Raw genomic sequence first — 17,348 nt, 5'->3', positions numbered from 1 at the left:
AAGTCGCGTTTGCCCCATTTTTTTCTGGAGGGCCCATGAGCCTGCACGAACTGAACACTTTCCCGGGCGTCACCGCCCAGCCTGACACCGCCACCACGAACTTCGTGTTCAACCACACCATGCTGCGGGTCAAGGACATCACCAAGTCGCTGGATTTCTACACCCGCGTCCTGGGTTTTTCCCTGGTTGAAAAGCGCGACTTCCCGGAAGCCGAATTCAGCCTGTACTTCCTGGCCCTGGTGGACAAGGCTCAGATCCCGGCCGACGCCGCTGAACGCACCCAGTGGATGAAGTCGATCCCGGGCATCCTGGAACTGACCCACAACCACGGCACCGAAAACGATGCCGACTTCGCATACCACAACGGCAACACTGACCCGCGTGGCTTTGGCCACATCTGCATTTCGGTGCCGGACATTGTCGCTGCGTGCGAACGCTTCGAAGCCCTGGGCTGCGACTTCCAGAAGCGCCTGACCGACGGCCGCATGAAAAGCCTGGCCTTCATCAAGGACCCGGATGCGTACTGGGTCGAGATTATTCAGCCAGCGCCGATGTAAAAGCCTCGCGCAATAAAAAAACCCCATGATCACTCATGGGGTTTTTCATTTCCGGGTCCGACTTTACGCAGGTGCGGAAGTGCGGATCAGGTGATCAAACGCGCTCAGGGAAGCCTTGGCGCCCTCGCCTACCGCAATCACGATTTGCTTGTACGGTACGGTGGTGACGTCACCGGCGGCGAATACGCCTGGCAGCGAAGTTTCACCACGCGCATCGACAATGATCTCGCCACGTGGGGTCAGCTCCACTGTGCCTTTGAGCCAGTCAGTGTTGGGCAACAAGCCGATCTGGACAAAGATGCCTTCCAGGTCGAGGGTCTTGAACTCGCCACTGTCGCGGTCCTTGTACGCCAGGCCAGTGACTTTCTGACCATCACCTTTTACTTCACTGGTCAGCGCACTGGTGATCACGTCGACGTTCGGCAGGCTGTAGAGCTTGCGCTGCAACACGGCATCGGCGCGCAACTTGCTGTCGAATTCAAGCAAGGTCACGTGGCTGACGATACCCGCCAGGTCGATAGCCGCTTCCACGCCAGAGTTACCACCGCCGATCACGGCCACGCGCTTGCCTTTGAACAGCGGACCATCGCAGTGCGGGCAGAAGCACACGCCTTTGGCTTTGTATTCCTGCTCGCCCGGCACACCCATTTCGCGCCAGCGGGCGCCAGTGGCCAGGATCACGGTCTTGGACTTGAGGGTCGCACCACTTTCGAAGCGAATCTCGTGCAAGTCACCGGCGTTTTTTGCAGGGATCAAGCTGCTGGCACGCTGCAGGTTCATGATGTCCACGTCGTACTGACGCACGTGGGCTTCCAGCGCGCTGGCCAGCTTAGGCCCTTCGGTCTCCTGCACCGAGATGAAGTTCTCGATGGACATGGTGTCCAGCACTTGCCCGCCGAAGCGTTCAGCCGCCACACCCGTGCGGATGCCCTTACGTGCGGCGTAGATAGCGGCCGCCGAACCGGCTGGCCCACCGCCGACTACCAGAACATCAAAGGCGTCTTTGGCGCTGATTTTTTCTGCTGCTTTTTCGATGCCGCTGGTGTCGAGCTTGGCGAGGATTTCTTCCAGGCCCATGCGGCCCTGACCAAAGTTCACGCCATTGAGGTACACACTCGGTACCGCCATGATCTGGCGCTCATCGACTTCAGCCTGGAACAGCGCACCGTCGATGGCGACGTGGCGGATGTTCGGGTTGAGCACGGCCATCAGGTTCAGTGCCTGGACCACGTCGGGGCAGTTCTGGCAGGACAGCGAGAAGTACGTCTCGAAGCTGAACTCGCCTTTGAGGGCGCGAATCTGTTCAATCACTTCGACACTGGCCTTCGACGGGTGGCCACCGACTTGCAGCAGGGCCAGCACCAGCGAAGTGAATTCATGGCCCATAGGGATGCCGGCGAAACGCAGGCTGATATCGGCACCCGGGCGATTGATGGAGAACGACGGCTTGCGCGCATCATCGCCATCGGTTTTCAGAGTAATCAGCGTGGTGAGGCTGGTTACGTCTTGCAAAAGGGCAAGCATTTCCTGGGATTTCGCACCGTCGTCGAGGGAGGCGACGATCTCGATCGGCTGGGTGACCCGTTCCAGGTATGACTTCAACTGAGCTTTAAGATTGGCGTCCAACATACGGGCGATTTCCTATTAATTCGGTTTATTGCAGACAAAAAAACGCCCGAGCGAATCTCGCCCGGGCGTTTTGAGGGCGGTTGCGGCTTACTTAAGTGCGGAGTTCCGCCCTTGGTGCTTCACAGACTTAGATCTTGCCGACCAGGTCCAGGGACGGAGCCAACGTCGCTTCGCCTTCTTTCCACTTGGCTGGGCATACTTCGCCTGGGTGGGCAGCTACGTATTGAGCAGCTTTGATTTTGCGCAGCAGCTCGGAAGCGTCACGGCCAACACCACCGTCGTTCAGTTCAACGATCTTGATCTTGCCTTCTGGGTCGATCACGAAGGTGCCGCGGTCTGCCAGGCCAGCTTCTTCGATCAGTACGTCGAAGTTGCGGGAGATGGTCAGGGTTGGGTCGCCGATCATGGTGTACTGGATTTTGCCGATGGCTGGCGAAGTGTTGTGCCAGGCAGCGTGGGCAAAGTGGGTGTCGGTGGAAACGCTGTAGATTTCGACGCCCAGTTTCTGGAATTCGGCGTAGTTGTCAGCCAGGTCTTCCAGCTCGGTTGGGCAAACGAAGGTGAAGTCGGCTGGGTAGAAGAACACTACGGACCATTTGCCTTTCAGGTCAGCGTCCGACACGTCTACGAAGTTGCCGTTTTTGTAAGCAGTTGCTTTGAACGGTTTTACTTGGCTGTTGATGATAGGCATCGTTGACTCTCCGTCAGGGGTTAAGAAGTTGATGGGGTGAATCCTACCCACTCTCCTGGCCGTTGGCTCATTGGCAAACCTGATGCTGACGATTGGTTTTGCCTATCAGGTGACCGTATTAATAGAAGAAATCTCAAATCAACGGTTGAGTCGCCAAGGTCATGCCAAGAAAGGGCGTCGCTTCAACATAGCGCATGGCGGATTTCATGTCGTTCCAACCGACATAACTCATCAGCGACTTCAAGTCCCAGCCACTGCGATGAGCCCAGGTGGCGAAGCCTCGGCGCAGGGAGTGGCTGGTGTATTGATCAGCCGGGATACCCGCGCGCTCCAGCGCCTGGCGCAGCAGCGGAATGACGCTGTTGGGGTGCAAGCCCTCCTCGCCCAGGTTGCCCCAGCGATCAATCCCACGAAACACCGGGCCACGCACCAACGCCGAAGCACTGAGCCAGTCGCTGTAGGCCTGTACCGGGCACAGACGCAGTAATGCCGGGGTCTGGTAGGTTTTGCCGAGGTTGTCTCGATCACTTTTGCTGCGTGGCAGGTACAGGCTGATGCCAGCACCGGGTACGGCCTGCACGTGTTCGATCTGCAGGCGGCACAACTCGTCGCTGCGAAACCCTCTCCAGAAGCCCAGCAGGATCAGCGCGGTGTCGCGCTTGGCGCGCAGCAAGCGAGGCGTGTCCTGGTCGCTGCTCGCCTGCCGCGCTTCTGCGTCCAGCGATGCAACCACCTGCTCAAGGTGCTTGAGTTGCAGGGGCTCGGCCTGTTTCTCCTGCACCGGGTGCACCGCGCGAATGCCCTTGAGCACCTTGCGCACCACCGGCGCCTTGGTCGGGTCGGGAAACCCCTGGCTGCTGTGCCATTGCGCCAGTGCCGAGAGCCGCAACTTCAAGGTGTTCACCGCCAGCACGCCGGCATGCGCCACCAGGTAGCGCGCGACGCTGTCGCTGGTCGCCGGCAGGAAACCGCCCCAACTCACCTCGAAGTGCTCAATGGCCGCCCGGTAACTACGGCGCGTGTTATCGCGCGTGGCGGCGTTTAGGTATCGATCCAGTTCGCTCATGAAAGGCCTATTCGTACTGCTGCAAGGTGAATCCGCGTTTAAAACCGTTATGACACGGGATAATACGCCAATATCCCATCTGTTAAATCATGAATTTAAACGTGTTTTATTTATGTTACAGTATGTATATACATACTCTGTACCACAGTACGAAATCGACGGAGACTCCATGGCTCGCGGCGGCATAAACAAAGCAGTAGTTCAAACGGCACGCTTGGCGATCCTTGCCCGCGGCGAAAACCCCAGCATCGACGCGGTGCGCATCGAGATGGGCAACACCGGCTCGAAAACCACGATTCATCGTTACTTGAAGGAATTGGACGATAGCGAAAGCCGGCTGACGATCACCGAGGCGCCAATCGACGACGAGCTTGGCGAACTGGTTGCACGGCTGGCTTTGCGTTTGAAAGAGAAGGCTCAGGAACCTATCGACCTGGCCTTGGCGCAGTTCGAACAGCACAAAGCCGCCCTGCTCGCCCAGGTAGAGACGCTGGAGGCGGCTCACGCCGAGCTCAAGCAGCAATTTGATATCCAGGCCTCTGCATTGGCAGAAGAAAGCGCCGCCCTGCAGACCGTCAGTACCAGTCTGCAGACCGAGCAAACCCGCAACGCCGGGCTCAGCCAGGCGTGCAGCGATTACGAGTTGAGGATTACCGACAAGGACGAACAGATTCGATCACTGGAAGAAAAGCACCTGCACGCGCGCGAGGCGTTGGAGCATTACCGCACTGCAATCAAGGAGCAGCGCGAGCAGGAACAGCGACGCCATGAAGGCCAACTGCAACAAGTGCAGGCGGAACTGCGTCAGGCCCAGCAAAGCGCCATGGTGCGCCAGGACGAAATCACGCAGTTGCATCGCGACAATGAGCGGTTATTGATCGAACACCGTGTAACCCTGAAGGAACTGACCGCGCTGCAAGCGCAAACCCGCAAAGACCAGGCCCTGCAGCAAAAACTTGGCGAACAGTTAAACCTGATTGAAAGCGAACGCACCCTGCTTCAGGAACGCCTGCGGGTGGCGGTACTGGAGAGCCAATCGCGCCAGGAAGCGCTGACCGAACACCAGCTTGCCAACAAAAATCTGGAACTGGACCTTATCAAGGCCCAGGCCAGTATCGAGGCATTGCGCCTGGCGGCCGTCGTTGCAACGGCGCCAGAGGCAACACCGCAAGCCTGATCAGTCAGCCACAGGCGTGCGCATGGTGACGAATTCTTCCGCCGCCGTAGGGTGCACGCCGATGGTCTCATCGAAATGCTGCTTGGTCGCGCCCGCCTTGAGCGCGATCGCCAGGCCTTGCAGGATCTCGCCGGCATCCGGGCCGACCATGTGGCAACCCAATACCTTGTCGGTGTCGGCGTCGACCACCAGCTTCATCAAGGTTTTTTCCTGGCAATCGGTCAACGTCAGCTTCATGGGTCGGAAGCGGCTTTCGAAAATCTGCACCTTGTGGCCGTTCTTCTTCGCTTCTTCTTCAGTCAGGCCGACAGTGCCAATGTTTGGGAGGCTGAACACCGCTGTCGGGATCATCGCGTAATCCACCGGGCGGTATTGCTCGGGCTTGAACAGACGACGTGCCACCGCCATGCCTTCAGCCAGAGCCACCGGCGTCAATTGCACGCGACCGATCACATCGCCGATCGCCAGGATCGACGACTCAGCGGTCTGGTACAGGTCATCCACCTCAACGAAGCCGCGCTCGTCCAGCTTGACGCCGGTATTTTCAAGGCCCAGGTTGTCCAGCATCGGGCGGCGGCCAGTGGCGTAGAACACGCAATCGGCCTCCAGCACGCGGCCGTCTTTGAGGGTGGCCTTGAGGCTGCCATCGGCTTGCTTGTCGATACGCTCGATGTCAGCGTTGAACTGCAGATCCAGGCCGCGCTTGGTCAGCTCTTCCTTCAGATGGGTACGCACTGAACCGTCGAAACCGCGCAGGAACAGGTCGCCGCGATACAGCAGCGTAGTCTGCGCGCCCAAACCATGGAAAATGCCCGCGAACTCAACGGCAATGTAACCACCGCCCACCACCAGTACACGCTTGGGGAGCGCCTTAAGGAAGAATGCTTCATTGGAACCAATGGCGTGTTCGCGCCCTGGAATCTGCGGAATCTGTGGCCACCCACCTGTCGCGATCAGGATGTGCTTGGCGGTAAAACGTTCGCCGTTGATCTCTACCTGATGCGGATCCACCAGACGCGCATGCCCTTCATGCAGGGTCACACCGCTGTTGACCAACAGATTGCGATAGATGCCATTGAGGCGGTTGATTTCGCGATCCTTGTTGGCGATCAGGGTCGCCCAATCAAAGTCAGCCTCCCCCAGCGACCAGCCGAAACCGCTCGCTTGCTCGAAGTCTTCGGCGAAATGCGCGCCGTACACCAACAGTTTTTTCGGCACGCAACCGACGTTAACGCACGTGCCGCCCAGGTAGCGGCTTTCCGCCACGGCCACCTTGGCGCCAAAGCCAGCGGCAAAACGCGCCGCGCGAACACCGCCAGAACCGGCGCCAATTACATACAGGTCAAAATCGTAGGCCATTTCACTCTCCTCGGCAGGTCATCAGCATACCGATTTAGATGGGGCTGAAAAACGAAAAAGCCACCCGAGGGTGGCTTTCTCTTAAAACACTCAGCAAGCGTGAATCAGTAAGCCTTGCCAGTCTTGTAGAAGTGCTCGTAGCAGAAGTTGGTCGCCTCGATGTAGCCTTCAGCGCCACCGCAGTCAAAACGCTGACCTTTGAACTTGTAGGCAATCACGCAGCCGTCTTTGGCTTGCTTCAACAGGGCGTCGGTGATCTGGATCTCGCCACCCTTGCCCGGCTCGGTTTCTTCGATCAGCTTGAAGATGTCCGGCGTCAGGATGTAACGGCCGATGATCGCGAGGTTCGACGGCGCGTCTTCCGGCGCTGGCTTCTCGACCATGTCGCGTACGCGGATCAGGCCATCACCAATGTCGTCACCGGCGATCACGCCGTACTTGTTGGTTTCGGCCGGATTGACTTCCATCACCGCAACGATGGTGCAGCGGTATTTCTGGTACAGCTTGACCATTTGGGTCAGTACGCCGTCGCCTTCCAGGTTGACGCACAGGTCGTCCGCCAGTACCACGGCGAACGGTTCGTCACCGATCAGCGGGCGGCCGGTGAGGATCGCGTGGCCGAGGCCTTTCATCTGGGTTTGACGGGTGTAGGAGAACGAGCACTCGTCGAGCAATTTGCGGATACCGACCAGGTATTTTTCCTTGTCGGTGCCCTTGATCTGGTTTTCCAGCTCGTAGCTGATGTCGAAGTGGTCTTCGAGTGCGCGCTTACCACGGCCGGTGACGATGGAGATTTCGTTCAGACCGGCATCCAATGCCTCTTCGACGCCGTACTGAATCAGTGGCTTGTTCACCACCGGCAGCATCTCTTTGGGCATGGCTTTGGTCGCTGGCAAGAAGCGAGTGCCGTAACCGGCTGCTGGGAACAAGCATTTCTTGATCATATGAGTCCTTACAAAGGGCTGTGCGTACGGAATTCGGCGCAGTCTAATGAGGCCGCAGTCACCTTACAATGGGTCCTGCTGGCGTTGCGATGTCATCATAGAGAAAAAATGTCGGCGTAAGTTCCGCTGATCCTGCCAAGAGCGTGCCCAGCGGTTCGGCAAAACATGCCATCCCCCAATGATTAAAAGGGGTGTAACTGTTTTAGCACGCTTTGCCATGCGTCACACTGACCTGCAACAACTTGCGCTTTCCCCCGGCATTTGGCGCTATCATGAGCCGCTTGAACCAGACCACGAGATTGTTAATAGATGTCAGAACCAAAAGGCGTAAACGGCTACCTGATCACACAGCGAGCAGACGGCTGGCACTTGATCAACTTTCACGGTGACAGCGTTGCCGGGGTATTCCCGACTGAAAGCCAGGCTATTGCGGTAGCCGAAGTGTTTGTGGACGAAGCCGGCCACGCATCGAGCAAAAGACCCAAAGGCAAGTAAGCCAGAGCGACTTGCGCAAAAAGCCCCGTTTGACGGGGCTTTTTTGTGTTTGTCTGTACCTAGGTGGCAGTTCGCTATAATCTGCTGCGAACGCCCCACGACAGTGTCAGCGCTCCCTCCAACACCCTCGACGACGACTCAACTCATGAACAAGATTCTGGCACTGACTGCGGCCCTGGCGCTGATGACCGGCTGCACCACGACCTCCGACACCTTTCTGAAAAATGGCGAACAAGGCCTGACCATCGACTGCTCGGGCGAAGCCAACTCGTGGGCCAGCTGCTACGAGAAAGCCGACGCCTCCTGCGCGGGCACCGGCTACCGTATCGTCGGCACCGAAGGCACGCCCTCGCTCAAGGAAGACGACAAGACCCTGGGCAAAGATGTAGGCAACTTCAAGAGCCGAAGCGTAGTGGTCGTGTGCAAATAGCCAACGGCTACAGGTGAATTTCGGCGAACTTGATGCCCAGCCCGCGCAGAAGCTCAATGAGGTCATCCAGGCGCGCGAATGACTCGACTTCGTCCTGCTCGTCCACCAGAAAAAAACTGCGTCCGCCGCTTTTCTTGAAAAACACGATCCACTCGCCAAGATCGGCAGGGTTCTGAATGACATGGGTGGCCGAAATCTGACCCTCGGCCTGGCGGGCTTTGACGTGTTCACGCTTCATGACGGTTTTCCAGAAAAAGACAAATGCCGCGCATCCAGGAGGTTGCGCGGCATTTTTTGCATTGAATGCCCAACAGTTTAACGGATGCCTTGCCCGATCAACACGCTCATCACGGCTGCATTTTTAGAGTTATAGGTTTAGATCGCAAGCGCATAAGCTTACAAACGGTTGGGGAATGGACCTTTTGCGAAAACACCCAAAATGACTGCAAAAAAAACCTGACGCTGCAGTGCAGCGTCAGGCTTTTTATCGGATTCAAGCGCCCAATGAGGCTGGGGCTCAGCCGGAGATGCAATCCTCTGCGGCTTTTTTCACATCACCAGGTCGAATGGGCACGTTCGACATGCTTTCGTAAAGTTTGATACTGCTGCCGCTGGAGCGCTCTTCAATCTCGAAGATCGCCGACGGGTCAGCCGAGAATTTCTGCGGCACAATCACCTGTACACCGTCCTTGTGAGGCTCGATCTGCGGCGGTCTGCGGGTGGCGGCGAGCTTGCGCACGACACACGCGGCGTATTCCGGCGGTTTTTTACCTGAAATGACCACCAATGTTGGCGGGGTCTGCTTGATATCTGCAACCGAAGCACACCCACCTAAGGCCAAGGCCAGAACCAACACACTCCACTTCATACTTAAACCTCCGATAAAGATCCTACGACAGCGTAGAGAGTAAATTTCTCCCGCCAATGTAGGATTTATCTCTAAAAACTCGGGAAATAACTGTTTTAAATTGTCGAAGTCGTCGACGACGACCCGATAATAAACGCGCTGGGGCTGATAAACTCTATCTTAACCTACGTATCATTCTGATTTTTCAGAAAAAGCCCTTCTGGAGACACCCCATGAAATTCATCCACCAGCGCGAGCACCTCAACGAGGGCGACATCGTTGTCATTGAATGCTCACAGACGTGCAACATTCGCCTGATGAGCGACGCCAATTTTCGCAGCTTCAAGAACGGCGGCCGCCACACCTATCACGGCGGCGCATTCGACAAGTTCCCGGCAAAAATCACCGCCCCCAGCACCGGTTTCTGGAACATCACCCTGGATGTAGTGACACGCCGCGCCATCAGCGTTACGCGCAAGCCCGCGTTGTCGCACAAAATTCGCATCGTTCGCCGCACCAGTACCAAACTGAGCTGACCCGAACACTCGACAGGAAAACACTGTGACTACCACAACCAAATACGTCATCAAGTACAAACTCAACGGCGAACGTCGCTTTGAGTTCGCGCAATTGCGCACCAACAGTGTCGAAGAAGCCCAGCAGGCGCTGGCGAAAATCCACGATGCCAGTGACGAAATCACCGACATCACTGTGAGCAAGGCGCTGTAAGCCATGTCCGGCCCTACGGCGGATCTGTTCGCCGACGATGCGCTGCAACAACCGGCCGGGCGCGAGCAGATCGGCGAAGAGTCTTACGTGCTGAGGGGCTACGCCCTGCCCTGGATTGATCGCCTGCTACCTGAGCTGCGGCGCGTATTGGCTCAATCCCCGTTTCGGCAGATGGTCACACCCGGCGGATTTACCATGTCGGCGGCCCTGAGCAGTTGCGGCGCACTGGGCTGGACCACCGACAGCTCTGGCTATCGATACAGCCCGGTTGATCCGCGCAGCCTGCAACCCTGGCCGGCAATGCCGGACGCTTTGCGCGAGCTTGCCAGGCTGGCGGCCGCAGAGGCCGGCTTCAATGACTTTTCCCCGGATGCCTGCCTGATCAACCGTTATGTGCCCGGGGCCAAAATGTCGCTGCACCAGGACAAAAACGAACGTTGCTATAGCGCCCCGGTGGTGTCCGTGTCCCTCGGGCTGCCGGCTGTTTTCCTGTTCGGTGGGCATGAGCGTGGCAACCGCACGCAGAAAATCTCGCTGTTTCACGGCGATGTCGTGGTCTGGGGTGGCGTCGATCGCTTGCGTTTTCATGGGGTGATGCCGATCAAGGAAGGTGTGCATCCGGTGATGGGACCACAACGTATCAACCTGACTTTCCGCACGGCCGGTTGATTTGACCGCAAGCTTCGGAGTGTCGAGCGCAACCCGCGCGGTTAATCTGCCCGTGACCCGTCAAGAGTGCAGGCCATGAACAACCAACAAGACCCTCGCTGGGCCGCCATCGTTGCCCGCGACGCCAAGGCCGACGCGCTGTTTGTCTACGGCGTAAAGACCACCGGCGTTTATTGCCGTCCCAGCAGCGCCTCGCGCTTGCCACGGCCGGAGAACGTCGAATTTTTTGACTCCCCCGCCCAGGCCGAAGCGGCGGGTTATAGGCCGAGTAAACGCGCCGCGGGCGACCAGACCCAATTGGCCGCGCACCACGCGCAAATAGTCGCCGATGCTTGCAGGCATATAGAGCACGCCGAAACACCGCCCAGCCTGGACGTACTTGCGCGCCTGGCCGGGTTGAGTTCGTTCCATTTCCATCGCGTCTTCAAAACCATCACCGGCCTGACGCCCAAGGGCTACGCCAGCGCCCTTCGCTCACGCAAAGTACGCGTTGGCCTCAAGGGCGAGCATTCCGTGACGGACGCGGTGTACGGCGCAGGCTTTAATTCAAACAGCCGCTTTTATGAATCCGCCGATCAGTTACTCGGCATGAAACCCAGCGATTACAAGGCCGGCGGCACTAACAGCGAGATCCATTTTGCCGTGGGCCAGTGCTCGCTGGGGGCCATTCTGGTGGCGCAGAGCCAACGGGGCGTGTGTGCGATTTTGCTGGGAGACGATCCGGACACGCTGGTGCGCGACCTGCAGGATCAATTTCCCAAGGCCGAGTTGGTCGGCGCGGATCGGCATTTCGAGCAATTGATCGCCCAGGTCGTGGGCTTTGTCGAAGCACCGGCGCTGGGCCTGAATTTGCCCCTGGACTTGCGCGGGACCGCCTTTCAGGAGCGTGTGTGGCAGGCACTGCGCGACATTCCGGTGGGCAGCACGGCCAGCTACGCGCAGATCGCCCAGCGTATCGGCGCGCCCACGTCCTTTCGCGCAGTGGCCCAGGCCTGTGTGGCGCCAATCACCTGGCAGTGGCGATCCCCTGCCATCGCGTCGTACGCAGCAATGGCGAGCTCTCCGGGTACCGTTGGGGGGTTGAGCGCAAGCGGCAGCTGCTGGAGCGGGAAAGTCAGTAAAGACTCAGCGCACAAAACAGCAGCACACCGGTCCGACGTTGTGCGCCGGAGGTCGGACCTTCATCCGCATTACGTGCGCCCAGGTTAATCCCGGCCACCCGAAATTGCCTGCACCGCCCTCTCCTTTTATAGCGCCAGTGTGCGTTTACAAGGCCTTGCGTTTACGAAACTGCGCGACTTTATGCCGGTTGCCACACAACGCCATGCTGCACCAACGGCGCTTGTGCGCTTTGGTCCGGTCATAAAACCACAGGACACATTCCGGATGCTCGCAGCGGCGAATCAAGCTGAAATCGCCGGCCACCAATAACTGAGCCGCTGCTTCGGCAATCGGCGACAAAAACTGCTCCGCCGTCTGTTGCTTGCGCTGGCGCTCCAGTTGAGGCTGCCCGGACGCAGGCCAGACCAACTGCGGATAGCTGACCGCTTTGCGTAAAAAACCGTTGAGCACCGCAGGGTCGCCCGTCTCACCGTTCTTGCGCGCAGCCACCAGTTCACGGACTACCTCGCGCAGTTGGCGTGCAGCTCCCAGCAATGCGCCTTCTTCAAATGTGGGAATGCTCGCTTGCGCTACCCACTCCAGGCGCACCAGCCAATGCGCAACGTCGGCGTCGGTGTGCCAGAAATCCACCGGCTGGCCGTCGATATTCGCCAGGGTATTGAGCATGTCCAGCACCGGCTCATCGGCCAGTACATAGGGTTGTGATGGTGGCGCATGGGGCGTAAGGGTGGCCATGATTTGTCCTCTTGAGCACCGCGCAATCGTAACTGCTATTTTTGCCCCTGGATAGTTACAGCATGAAAAAAGATAACCGTAATAATTGGTTTGACAGGTTACATTTTTGGGCGCAGCTTTTAAATCAGTAACCCGTATTACCAGTCAATCCAGTTACAGAGGTGTCCTCATCATGTCTATCGCAACCCCCGTCGTTCGCTACCAGCACGTTGATGTCGATGGTGTGCGCATGTTCTACCGTGAAGCCGGCGATCCTTCGGCTCCGGTCATGTTGCTGCTGCACGGGTTCCCCAGCTCGTCGCACATGTACCGCGACCTCATTCCGCTGCTCGCCACGCGCTTTCGGGTCATCGCCCCCGATTTGCCCGGTTTCGGCTTCACCGAGGTGCCCGTCGAGCGCGATTACCTGTACAGCTTCGATAACCTGGCGATCAGCGTCGGGCATTTCGTCGATGCGCTGAAACTGAGCCGCTTCGCCCTGTACGTATTCGATTACGGTGCACCCGTGGGCCTGCGACTGGCGGTGGCGCATCCGGAACGGGTCAGCGCGCTGGTCTCGCAAAACGGCAACGCGTATCTGGAAGGGCTGGGCGATGCCTGGGCGCCGATTCGCGCCTACTGGGCGGACGCGAGCACAGCCAATCGCGAGGTGATCCGCAACGCGGTCATCAGCCTGGAAGGCACGCGCTACCAGTACTTGCATGGGGTGAGTCAGCCGGAGTTGGTCGCACCGGAGTCCTACATGCTGGACGTGCTGTTGATGCAACGCCCGGGTAACGACGAAATCCAGCTGGACCTGTTTCTCGACTACCGCAATAACCTCACGCTGTACCCGGCGTTCCAGGCATTTTTCAAAGCCAGCCAAGTGCCGACGCTGGTGATCTGGGGCCAGAACGATCCGTTTTTCATCCCGCCTGGCGCCCATGCCTACAAGGGCGACAACGCCAACGCGGTGGTTGAACTGCTGGACACCGGCCACTTTGCCCTGGAAACCCATGCGGCCCATATTGCCGAGCGCATTCACGCGGTGCTGGGGCATGCCATCGACTGATGGCGCTGCACGAAACCCTGCCCTCGTCCAGTGAATAATACGGACTGGCCGGGTGCCAATGGCCCTGTTAAAACAGCGCAAAGTCCTACTCACGCTGGAGACGCATCCCATGAGCACCTGGCCAGACTCGCGCATCATCGACCTGCTGGGCATCCAACTGCCCATCATCCAGGCCCCCATGGCCGGCGCTACGACCGCCGCCATGGTGATTGCCGCCAATGAAGCGGGTGCGCTGGGCTCGATGCCCGCCGCAGCGCTGACCATCGAGCAACTGCGCGAAGCCTTGAGCACGATCCGCCAGGCTGGTACGCGCCCCATCAACGTGAATTTCTTCTGCCATCGACCGCCCGACGCCGACGAGGCCGGCGACCGTCGCTGGAAGGACTTGTTGCAACCCTACTACCGCGAACTGGGCGCCGATTTCGATGCGCCAACACCCGTTTCCAACCGCGCGCCCTTTAATGAGGCCGCCTGCCAGGTGGTCGAGGCGTTTCGCCCCGAGGTGGTGAGCTTTCACTTTGGCCTGCCGGAAAAAACCTTGCTCGACCGGGTAAAAGCCACCGGCGCCAAGGTGCTGTCATCCGCCACCACCGTGGAAGAAGCGGTCTGGCTGGAACAGCATGGGTGCGATGCAATCATCGCGATGGGAATTGAGGCCGGCGGGCATCGCGGCTTGTTTCTCAGCGACGATCTCAATACCCAGATCGGCTTGATGGCGCTGGTACCGCAGATCGTCGACGCCGTCAGCGTGCCCGTGATTGCGGCCGGCGGTATTGCTGATGCGCGCGGCATTGTCGCGGCCCTTGCTCTGGGCGCATCAGCCGTACAAATCGGCACCGCCTACCTGTTTACACCCGAAGCCAACGTCAGCGCCTCCCACTACTCTGCGTTGCGTCAAGCCCAGGCCAGCGAAACCGCGCTGACCAACCTGTTCACCGGCCGCCCGGCGCGCGGCATCGTCAACCGCGTGATGCGTGAACTGGGTGCGATCAATCCGGCGGCGCCTGCCTTCCCCACGTCCGGTGGTGCCCTGATGCCGCTCAAGGCCAAGGACGAGGCGGGTTTCAGCAACCTGTGGTCGGGCCAGGCACTGCGCTTGTGCAAAGATGCATCTACTTACGACCTGACTCGCGAGCTGGCCGCGCAGGCGCTGGCAAAGCTCAAGCACAACTGATGCCGCGGGCAACTTTGCGCTGTACCGGCGATGGCTAACCGCTATATATTCCTCTACATAGCGGTAAAGCCTTCTATCTATAACAAGCCGTACATCCTCAAAGGAGCTGCTTCATGATGATCCGCGCCTCACGTCTGGCCCCCACAGCCCTCGCCACCCTGATCGCGGCCTTTGCCCTGGGCTCGGCGCAGGCCGACGAAGTGCAGGTGGCCGTGGCTGCCAACTTCACCGCGCCGATCCAGGCGATCGCCGCCGACTTCGAGAAAGACACCGGCCACAAACTGGTTGCGGCCTATGGCGCTACTGGCCAGTTCTATACGCAGATCAAGAACGGCGCGCCGTTCGAAGTGTTCCTCAGCGCAGATGACACCACGCCTAAAAAGCTCGATGACGAAGGCGCGACCGTCAAAGGTTCGCGCTTCACCTACGCGGTCGGCACCCTGGCGCTGTGGTCGGCCAAGGAAGGCTACGTCGATGCCAAAGGCGAGGTGCTGAAGAAAAACCAGTACCAGCACTTGTCGATCGCCGACCCCAAAACTGCACCCTATGGCCTCGCCGCCACTCAAGTGCTGGCCAAGGAAGGTCTGAGCGAGCAGGTCGCAGACAAGCTGGTCACCGGGCAGAACATCACCCAAGCCTTCCAGTTCGTTTCCACCGGCAACGCTGAACTGGGCTTCGTCGCCCTGTCGCAGATCTACAAGGACGGCAAAGTCACCAGCGGTTCGGCGTGGATCGTGCCCGCCTCGTTGCACGATCCGATCAAGCAAGACGCGGTGATCCTCACCAAAGGCAAGGACAGTGCCGCGGCCAAAGCCCTGGTCGACTACCTCAAGGGCCCGAAAGCCGCTGCGGTGATCAAGTCCTACGGTTATGAGCTGGCCCAGTAAATGCCGCTGTCGAGTGCCGATTTTTCCGCGATCTGGTTGACGGTCAAACTGGCGTCACTGACCACTGTGATCCTGCTGGTCATCGGCACTCCGATTGCCCTGTGGCTGTCGCGCACCCGTTCCTGGTGGCGCGGCCCCATCGGCGCAATCGTCGCCCTGCCGTTGGTATTACCGCCAACGGTCATCGGGTTTTACCTGCTGTTGACCATGGGGCCCAATGGGTATTTCGGCCAATTCACCCAATGGCTGGGCCTGGGCACCCTGACCTTCAGCTTCACCGGGCTGGTACTGGGCTCGGTGATCTACTCCATGCCGTTTGTGGTGCAGCCATTGCAAAACGCCTTCGGCGCCATCGGCACCCGCCCACTGGAAGTGGCCGCGACCTTGCGCGCCAATCCGTGGGACACCTTTTTCACGGTGATCCTGCCCCTGGCCCGCCCGGGGTTTATCACCGCGTCGATTCTCGGCTTTGCGCACACCGTCGGTGAATTCGGCGTGGTGCTGATGATCGGCGGCAATATCCCCAACAAAACCCGCGTGGTCTCGGTGCAGATCTACGACCACGTCGAAGCCATGGAATACGCCCAGGCGCACTGGCTGGCCGGCTCCATGGTGGTGTTCGCCTTCCTCGTGTTGCTGGCGCTTTACTCCAGCCGTAAAACCAAGATGGGCTGGAGCTGATCGCGATGATTGAGGTACGCCTGAAACTGAACTACCCAGGCTTTGCGCTTGAAGTGGATTTGAAATTGCCCGGCCGTGGCGTCACCGCGTTGTACGGGCATTCCGGCTCGGGCAAGACCACCTGCCTGCGCTGTATCGCCGGGCTGGAGCGTGCCGAAGACGGCTTTGTGCAGATCAACGATCAAGTCTGGCAAGACAGCCGCAACGGGCTGTTTGTGCCACCGCACAAACGGGCCTTGGGTTATGTGTTTCAGGAGGCGAGCCTGTTTCCACATCTGTCGGTGCGGGCCAACCTGGAATTCGGCTTCAAGCGTATTGCTCGTCAGCAGCGGCGCGTGGACATGGCTCACGCCACCGAACTGCTGGGCATTGCTCATTTGCTCGACCGCCACCCGCAGCATTTGTCCGGGGGTGAACGCCAACGCATCGGCATCGCCCGCGCGCTGCTCACCAGTCCCCAATTACTGTTGATGGATGAACCCTTGGCGGCGCTGGACAGCAAACGCAAAAGTGAAATTTTGCCGTACCTCGAACGCCTGCACGATGAGCTCGATATCCCCGTGCTGTACGTCAGCCATGCCCAGGACGAAGTGGCGCGGCTGGCCGATCACATCGTGTTACTCAGTGACGGCCAAGTGCTGGCCAGCGGCCCCATCGGTGAAACCCTGGCGCGGCTGGATTTGCCCATGGCCCTGGGTGACGATGCCGGGGTAGTGATCAATGGCAGCGTCAGTGCCTACGACACGCACTACCAACTGCTGACGCTGCAATTGCCCGACAGTGCGTTATCGATGCGCGTTGCCCATGCGCCGTTGGCACTGGGCAAACAGTTGCGCATCAAGGTACAGGCACGGGATGTCAGCCTCAGCCTGCAGGCGCAGGAACCCAGTAGCATCCTCAATCGCTTGCCGGTGACGGTGACCGGGGAGATCTCTGCCGACAACAACGCCCATGTGCTGGTGCGCCTCGACGCCGGCGGCACGCCGTTGCTGGCGCGCATCACGCGGTTTTCCCGCGACCAGTTGCAGCTGCATCCCGGCCAGGCGCTGTGGGCGCAAATCAAGGCGGTGGCGGTGCTGGCTTAAGAATTTGGCACGAGCGCAAA

The 17,348-nt window shown here is 59.1% G+C and carries 20 protein-coding genes and 1 pseudogene; 13 read left to right on the top strand and 8 right to left on the bottom strand.

From position 1 onward, the window contains the following. Nucleotides 1–35 precede the first annotated feature (35 nt). Complete coding sequence (gloA, locus tag AACV02_RS13715) at nt 36–557, top strand: lactoylglutathione lyase (protein WP_106579161.1); 522 nt, start codon at nt 36–38, stop codon at nt 555–557. Nucleotides 558–620: 63 nt separating this feature from the next. Here the strand turns inward: gloA and ahpF are convergent, their stop codons facing one another. The 3 genes from ahpF to AACV02_RS13700 form a co-directional block, all read right to left on the bottom strand. After that, nucleotides 621–2,186 carry an alkyl hydroperoxide reductase subunit F gene (ahpF, locus tag AACV02_RS13710; protein ID WP_119740306.1) on the bottom strand — a complete coding sequence of 522 codons (1,566 nt, stop codon included), beginning with the start codon at nt 2,184–2,186 and terminating at the stop codon, nt 621–623. Nucleotides 2,187–2,313: 127 nt separating this feature from the next. After that, nucleotides 2,314–2,877, bottom strand: a complete 564-nt coding sequence (gene ahpC / locus AACV02_RS13705; protein WP_053255965.1) for an alkyl hydroperoxide reductase subunit C — start codon at nt 2,875–2,877, stop codon at nt 2,314–2,316. Between the two features lie 133 nt (nt 2,878–3,010). Next, nucleotides 3,011–3,943 carry a site-specific integrase gene (locus AACV02_RS13700; protein WP_119740304.1) on the bottom strand — a complete coding sequence of 311 codons (933 nt, stop codon included), beginning with the start codon at nt 3,941–3,943 and terminating at the stop codon, nt 3,011–3,013. 169 nt (nt 3,944–4,112) lie between these two features. Here AACV02_RS13700 and AACV02_RS13695 point away from each other — a divergent pair, with 169 nt between their 5' ends. Further along, nucleotides 4,113–5,120: a DNA-binding protein gene (locus AACV02_RS13695; RefSeq protein WP_119740301.1), complete on the top strand. Its 1,008-nt coding sequence runs from the start codon at nt 4,113–4,115 to the stop codon at nt 5,118–5,120. On the opposite strand, the gene gorA is transcribed toward AACV02_RS13695, so the two are convergent. Together gorA and galU are read right to left on the bottom strand one after the other, a co-directional pair. After that, nucleotides 5,121–6,479, bottom strand: coding sequence for a glutathione-disulfide reductase (gene gorA, locus AACV02_RS13690; protein ID WP_119740299.1), 1,359 nt, complete (start codon nt 6,477–6,479; stop codon nt 5,121–5,123). It abuts the gene before it with no gap. Nucleotides 6,480–6,583: 104 nt separating this feature from the next. Further along, nucleotides 6,584–7,423 (bottom strand): UTP--glucose-1-phosphate uridylyltransferase GalU, encoded by an 840-nt coding sequence (galU, locus tag AACV02_RS13685; RefSeq protein ID WP_003230743.1) that lies wholly within the window; start codon nt 7,421–7,423, stop codon nt 6,584–6,586. Nucleotides 7,424–7,732: 309 nt separating this feature from the next. Here galU and AACV02_RS13680 point away from each other — a divergent pair, with 309 nt between their 5' ends. Both AACV02_RS13680 and AACV02_RS13675 read left to right on the top strand, forming a co-directional pair. After that, nucleotides 7,733–7,918, top strand: coding sequence for a hypothetical protein (locus AACV02_RS13680; protein ID WP_028616218.1), 186 nt, complete (start codon nt 7,733–7,735; stop codon nt 7,916–7,918). 145 nt (nt 7,919–8,063) lie between these two features. Further along, nucleotides 8,064–8,348, top strand: coding sequence for a hypothetical protein (locus AACV02_RS13675; protein ID WP_106579156.1), 285 nt, complete (start codon nt 8,064–8,066; stop codon nt 8,346–8,348). A 7-nt stretch (nt 8,349–8,355) separates the two neighbouring features. Here AACV02_RS13675 and AACV02_RS13670 read toward each other — a convergent pair whose 3' ends face one another. After that, a complete protein-coding gene (locus AACV02_RS13670; RefSeq protein WP_106579155.1) occupies nt 8,356–8,586 on the bottom strand; it encodes a hypothetical protein in 231 nt (76 codons plus the stop codon). A 279-nt stretch (nt 8,587–8,865) separates the two neighbouring features. Continuing rightward, nucleotides 8,866–9,216 (bottom strand): hypothetical protein, encoded by a 351-nt coding sequence (locus tag AACV02_RS13665; RefSeq protein ID WP_106579154.1) that lies wholly within the window; start codon nt 9,214–9,216, stop codon nt 8,866–8,868. A 212-nt stretch (nt 9,217–9,428) separates the two neighbouring features. Between AACV02_RS13665 and AACV02_RS13660 the strand changes: the two genes are divergently transcribed. The 4 genes and pseudogenes from AACV02_RS13660 to ada all read left to right on the top strand — a co-directional run bounded on the left by AACV02_RS13660 (nt 9,429) and on the right by ada (nt 11,714). Beyond that, entirely contained in the window at nt 9,429–9,731 is a 303-nt protein-coding gene (locus AACV02_RS13660) for a DUF1883 domain-containing protein (RefSeq protein WP_003173824.1), read from the top strand. A 25-nt stretch (nt 9,732–9,756) separates the two neighbouring features. Beyond that, nucleotides 9,757–9,924 (top strand): hypothetical protein, encoded by a 168-nt coding sequence (locus AACV02_RS13655; protein ID WP_177413695.1) that lies wholly within the window; start codon nt 9,757–9,759, stop codon nt 9,922–9,924. A 3-nt stretch (nt 9,925–9,927) separates the two neighbouring features. Next, nucleotides 9,928–10,593 (top strand): DNA oxidative demethylase AlkB, encoded by a 666-nt coding sequence (alkB, locus tag AACV02_RS13650; RefSeq protein ID WP_119740296.1) that lies wholly within the window; start codon nt 9,928–9,930, stop codon nt 10,591–10,593. A gap of 75 nt (nt 10,594–10,668) precedes the next feature. Further along, nucleotides 10,669–11,714 (top strand): annotated as a pseudogene (gene ada, locus AACV02_RS13645) (bifunctional DNA-binding transcriptional regulator/O6-methylguanine-DNA methyltransferase Ada). Between the two features lie 145 nt (nt 11,715–11,859). Here ada and AACV02_RS13640 read toward each other — a convergent pair. Next, the gene (locus AACV02_RS13640; protein ID WP_119740293.1) at nt 11,860–12,450 is read right to left on the bottom strand and encodes a CGNR zinc finger domain-containing protein; all 591 of its coding nucleotides are present in this window, start codon (nt 12,448–12,450) and stop codon (nt 11,860–11,862) included. A gap of 172 nt (nt 12,451–12,622) precedes the next feature. Here AACV02_RS13640 and AACV02_RS13635 point away from each other — a divergent pair, with 172 nt between their 5' ends. From AACV02_RS13635 to modC, 5 genes are all read left to right on the top strand, one after another. Beyond that, nucleotides 12,623–13,501 (top strand): alpha/beta fold hydrolase, encoded by an 879-nt coding sequence (locus AACV02_RS13635; RefSeq protein ID WP_119740291.1) that lies wholly within the window; start codon nt 12,623–12,625, stop codon nt 13,499–13,501. A 109-nt stretch (nt 13,502–13,610) separates the two neighbouring features. Then, nucleotides 13,611–14,675: an NAD(P)H-dependent flavin oxidoreductase gene (locus tag AACV02_RS13630; protein WP_119740289.1), complete on the top strand. Its 1,065-nt coding sequence runs from the start codon at nt 13,611–13,613 to the stop codon at nt 14,673–14,675. Between the two features lie 113 nt (nt 14,676–14,788). After that, a complete protein-coding gene (gene modA / locus AACV02_RS13625) occupies nt 14,789–15,562 on the top strand; it encodes a molybdate ABC transporter substrate-binding protein (RefSeq protein WP_119740287.1) in 774 nt (257 codons plus the stop codon). Next, nucleotides 15,563–16,243 carry a molybdate ABC transporter permease subunit gene (modB, locus tag AACV02_RS13620; RefSeq protein WP_106579147.1) on the top strand — a complete coding sequence of 227 codons (681 nt, stop codon included), beginning with the start codon at nt 15,563–15,565 and terminating at the stop codon, nt 16,241–16,243. A 5-nt stretch (nt 16,244–16,248) separates the two neighbouring features. Next, nucleotides 16,249–17,328, top strand: coding sequence for a molybdenum ABC transporter ATP-binding protein (gene modC, locus AACV02_RS13615; RefSeq protein ID WP_119740285.1), 1,080 nt, complete (start codon nt 16,249–16,251; stop codon nt 17,326–17,328). Nucleotides 17,329–17,348 lie beyond the last annotated feature (20 nt).

The sequence above is a fragment of the Pseudomonas sp. Larv2_ips genome (genome assembly GCF_963879675.1).
Classification (GTDB): Bacteria; Pseudomonadota; Gammaproteobacteria; order Pseudomonadales; family Pseudomonadaceae; genus Aquipseudomonas.
Note: the sequence above shows the minus strand (reverse complement) of the source record. Positions and strands in the feature narration are given on the sequence as shown.

What these genes read in the sequence shown, in the direction of transcription:
- gloA (WP_106579161.1), top strand. Translation starts at nt 36, where the DNA reads ATGAGCCTGCACGAACTGAACACTTTCCCGGGCGTCACCGCCCAGCCT.
- ahpF (WP_119740306.1), bottom strand. Translation starts at nt 2,186, where the DNA reads ATGTTGGACGCCAATCTTAAAGCTCAGTTGAAGTCATACCTGGAACGG.
- ahpC (WP_053255965.1), bottom strand. Translation starts at nt 2,877, where the DNA reads ATGCCTATCATCAACAGCCAAGTAAAACCGTTCAAAGCAACTGCTTAC.
- AACV02_RS13700 (WP_119740304.1), bottom strand. Translation starts at nt 3,943, where the DNA reads ATGAGCGAACTGGATCGATACCTAAACGCCGCCACGCGCGATAACACG.
- AACV02_RS13695 (WP_119740301.1), top strand. Translation starts at nt 4,113, where the DNA reads ATGGCTCGCGGCGGCATAAACAAAGCAGTAGTTCAAACGGCACGCTTG.
- gorA (WP_119740299.1), bottom strand. Translation starts at nt 6,479, where the DNA reads ATGGCCTACGATTTTGACCTGTATGTAATTGGCGCCGGTTCTGGCGGT.
- galU (WP_003230743.1), bottom strand. Translation starts at nt 7,423, where the DNA reads ATGATCAAGAAATGCTTGTTCCCAGCAGCCGGTTACGGCACTCGCTTC.
- AACV02_RS13680 (WP_028616218.1), top strand. Translation starts at nt 7,733, where the DNA reads ATGTCAGAACCAAAAGGCGTAAACGGCTACCTGATCACACAGCGAGCA.
- AACV02_RS13675 (WP_106579156.1), top strand. Translation starts at nt 8,064, where the DNA reads ATGAACAAGATTCTGGCACTGACTGCGGCCCTGGCGCTGATGACCGGC.
- AACV02_RS13670 (WP_106579155.1), bottom strand. Translation starts at nt 8,586, where the DNA reads ATGAAGCGTGAACACGTCAAAGCCCGCCAGGCCGAGGGTCAGATTTCG.
- AACV02_RS13665 (WP_106579154.1), bottom strand. Translation starts at nt 9,216, where the DNA reads ATGAAGTGGAGTGTGTTGGTTCTGGCCTTGGCCTTAGGTGGGTGTGCT.
- AACV02_RS13660 (WP_003173824.1), top strand. Translation starts at nt 9,429, where the DNA reads ATGAAATTCATCCACCAGCGCGAGCACCTCAACGAGGGCGACATCGTT.
- alkB (WP_119740296.1), top strand. Translation starts at nt 9,928, where the DNA reads ATGTCCGGCCCTACGGCGGATCTGTTCGCCGACGATGCGCTGCAACAA.
- AACV02_RS13640 (WP_119740293.1), bottom strand. Translation starts at nt 12,450, where the DNA reads ATGGCCACCCTTACGCCCCATGCGCCACCATCACAACCCTATGTACTG.
- AACV02_RS13635 (WP_119740291.1), top strand. Translation starts at nt 12,623, where the DNA reads ATGTCTATCGCAACCCCCGTCGTTCGCTACCAGCACGTTGATGTCGAT.
- AACV02_RS13630 (WP_119740289.1), top strand. Translation starts at nt 13,611, where the DNA reads ATGAGCACCTGGCCAGACTCGCGCATCATCGACCTGCTGGGCATCCAA.
- modA (WP_119740287.1), top strand. Translation starts at nt 14,789, where the DNA reads ATGATGATCCGCGCCTCACGTCTGGCCCCCACAGCCCTCGCCACCCTG.
- modB (WP_106579147.1), top strand. Translation starts at nt 15,563, where the DNA reads ATGCCGCTGTCGAGTGCCGATTTTTCCGCGATCTGGTTGACGGTCAAA.
- modC (WP_119740285.1), top strand. Translation starts at nt 16,249, where the DNA reads ATGATTGAGGTACGCCTGAAACTGAACTACCCAGGCTTTGCGCTTGAA.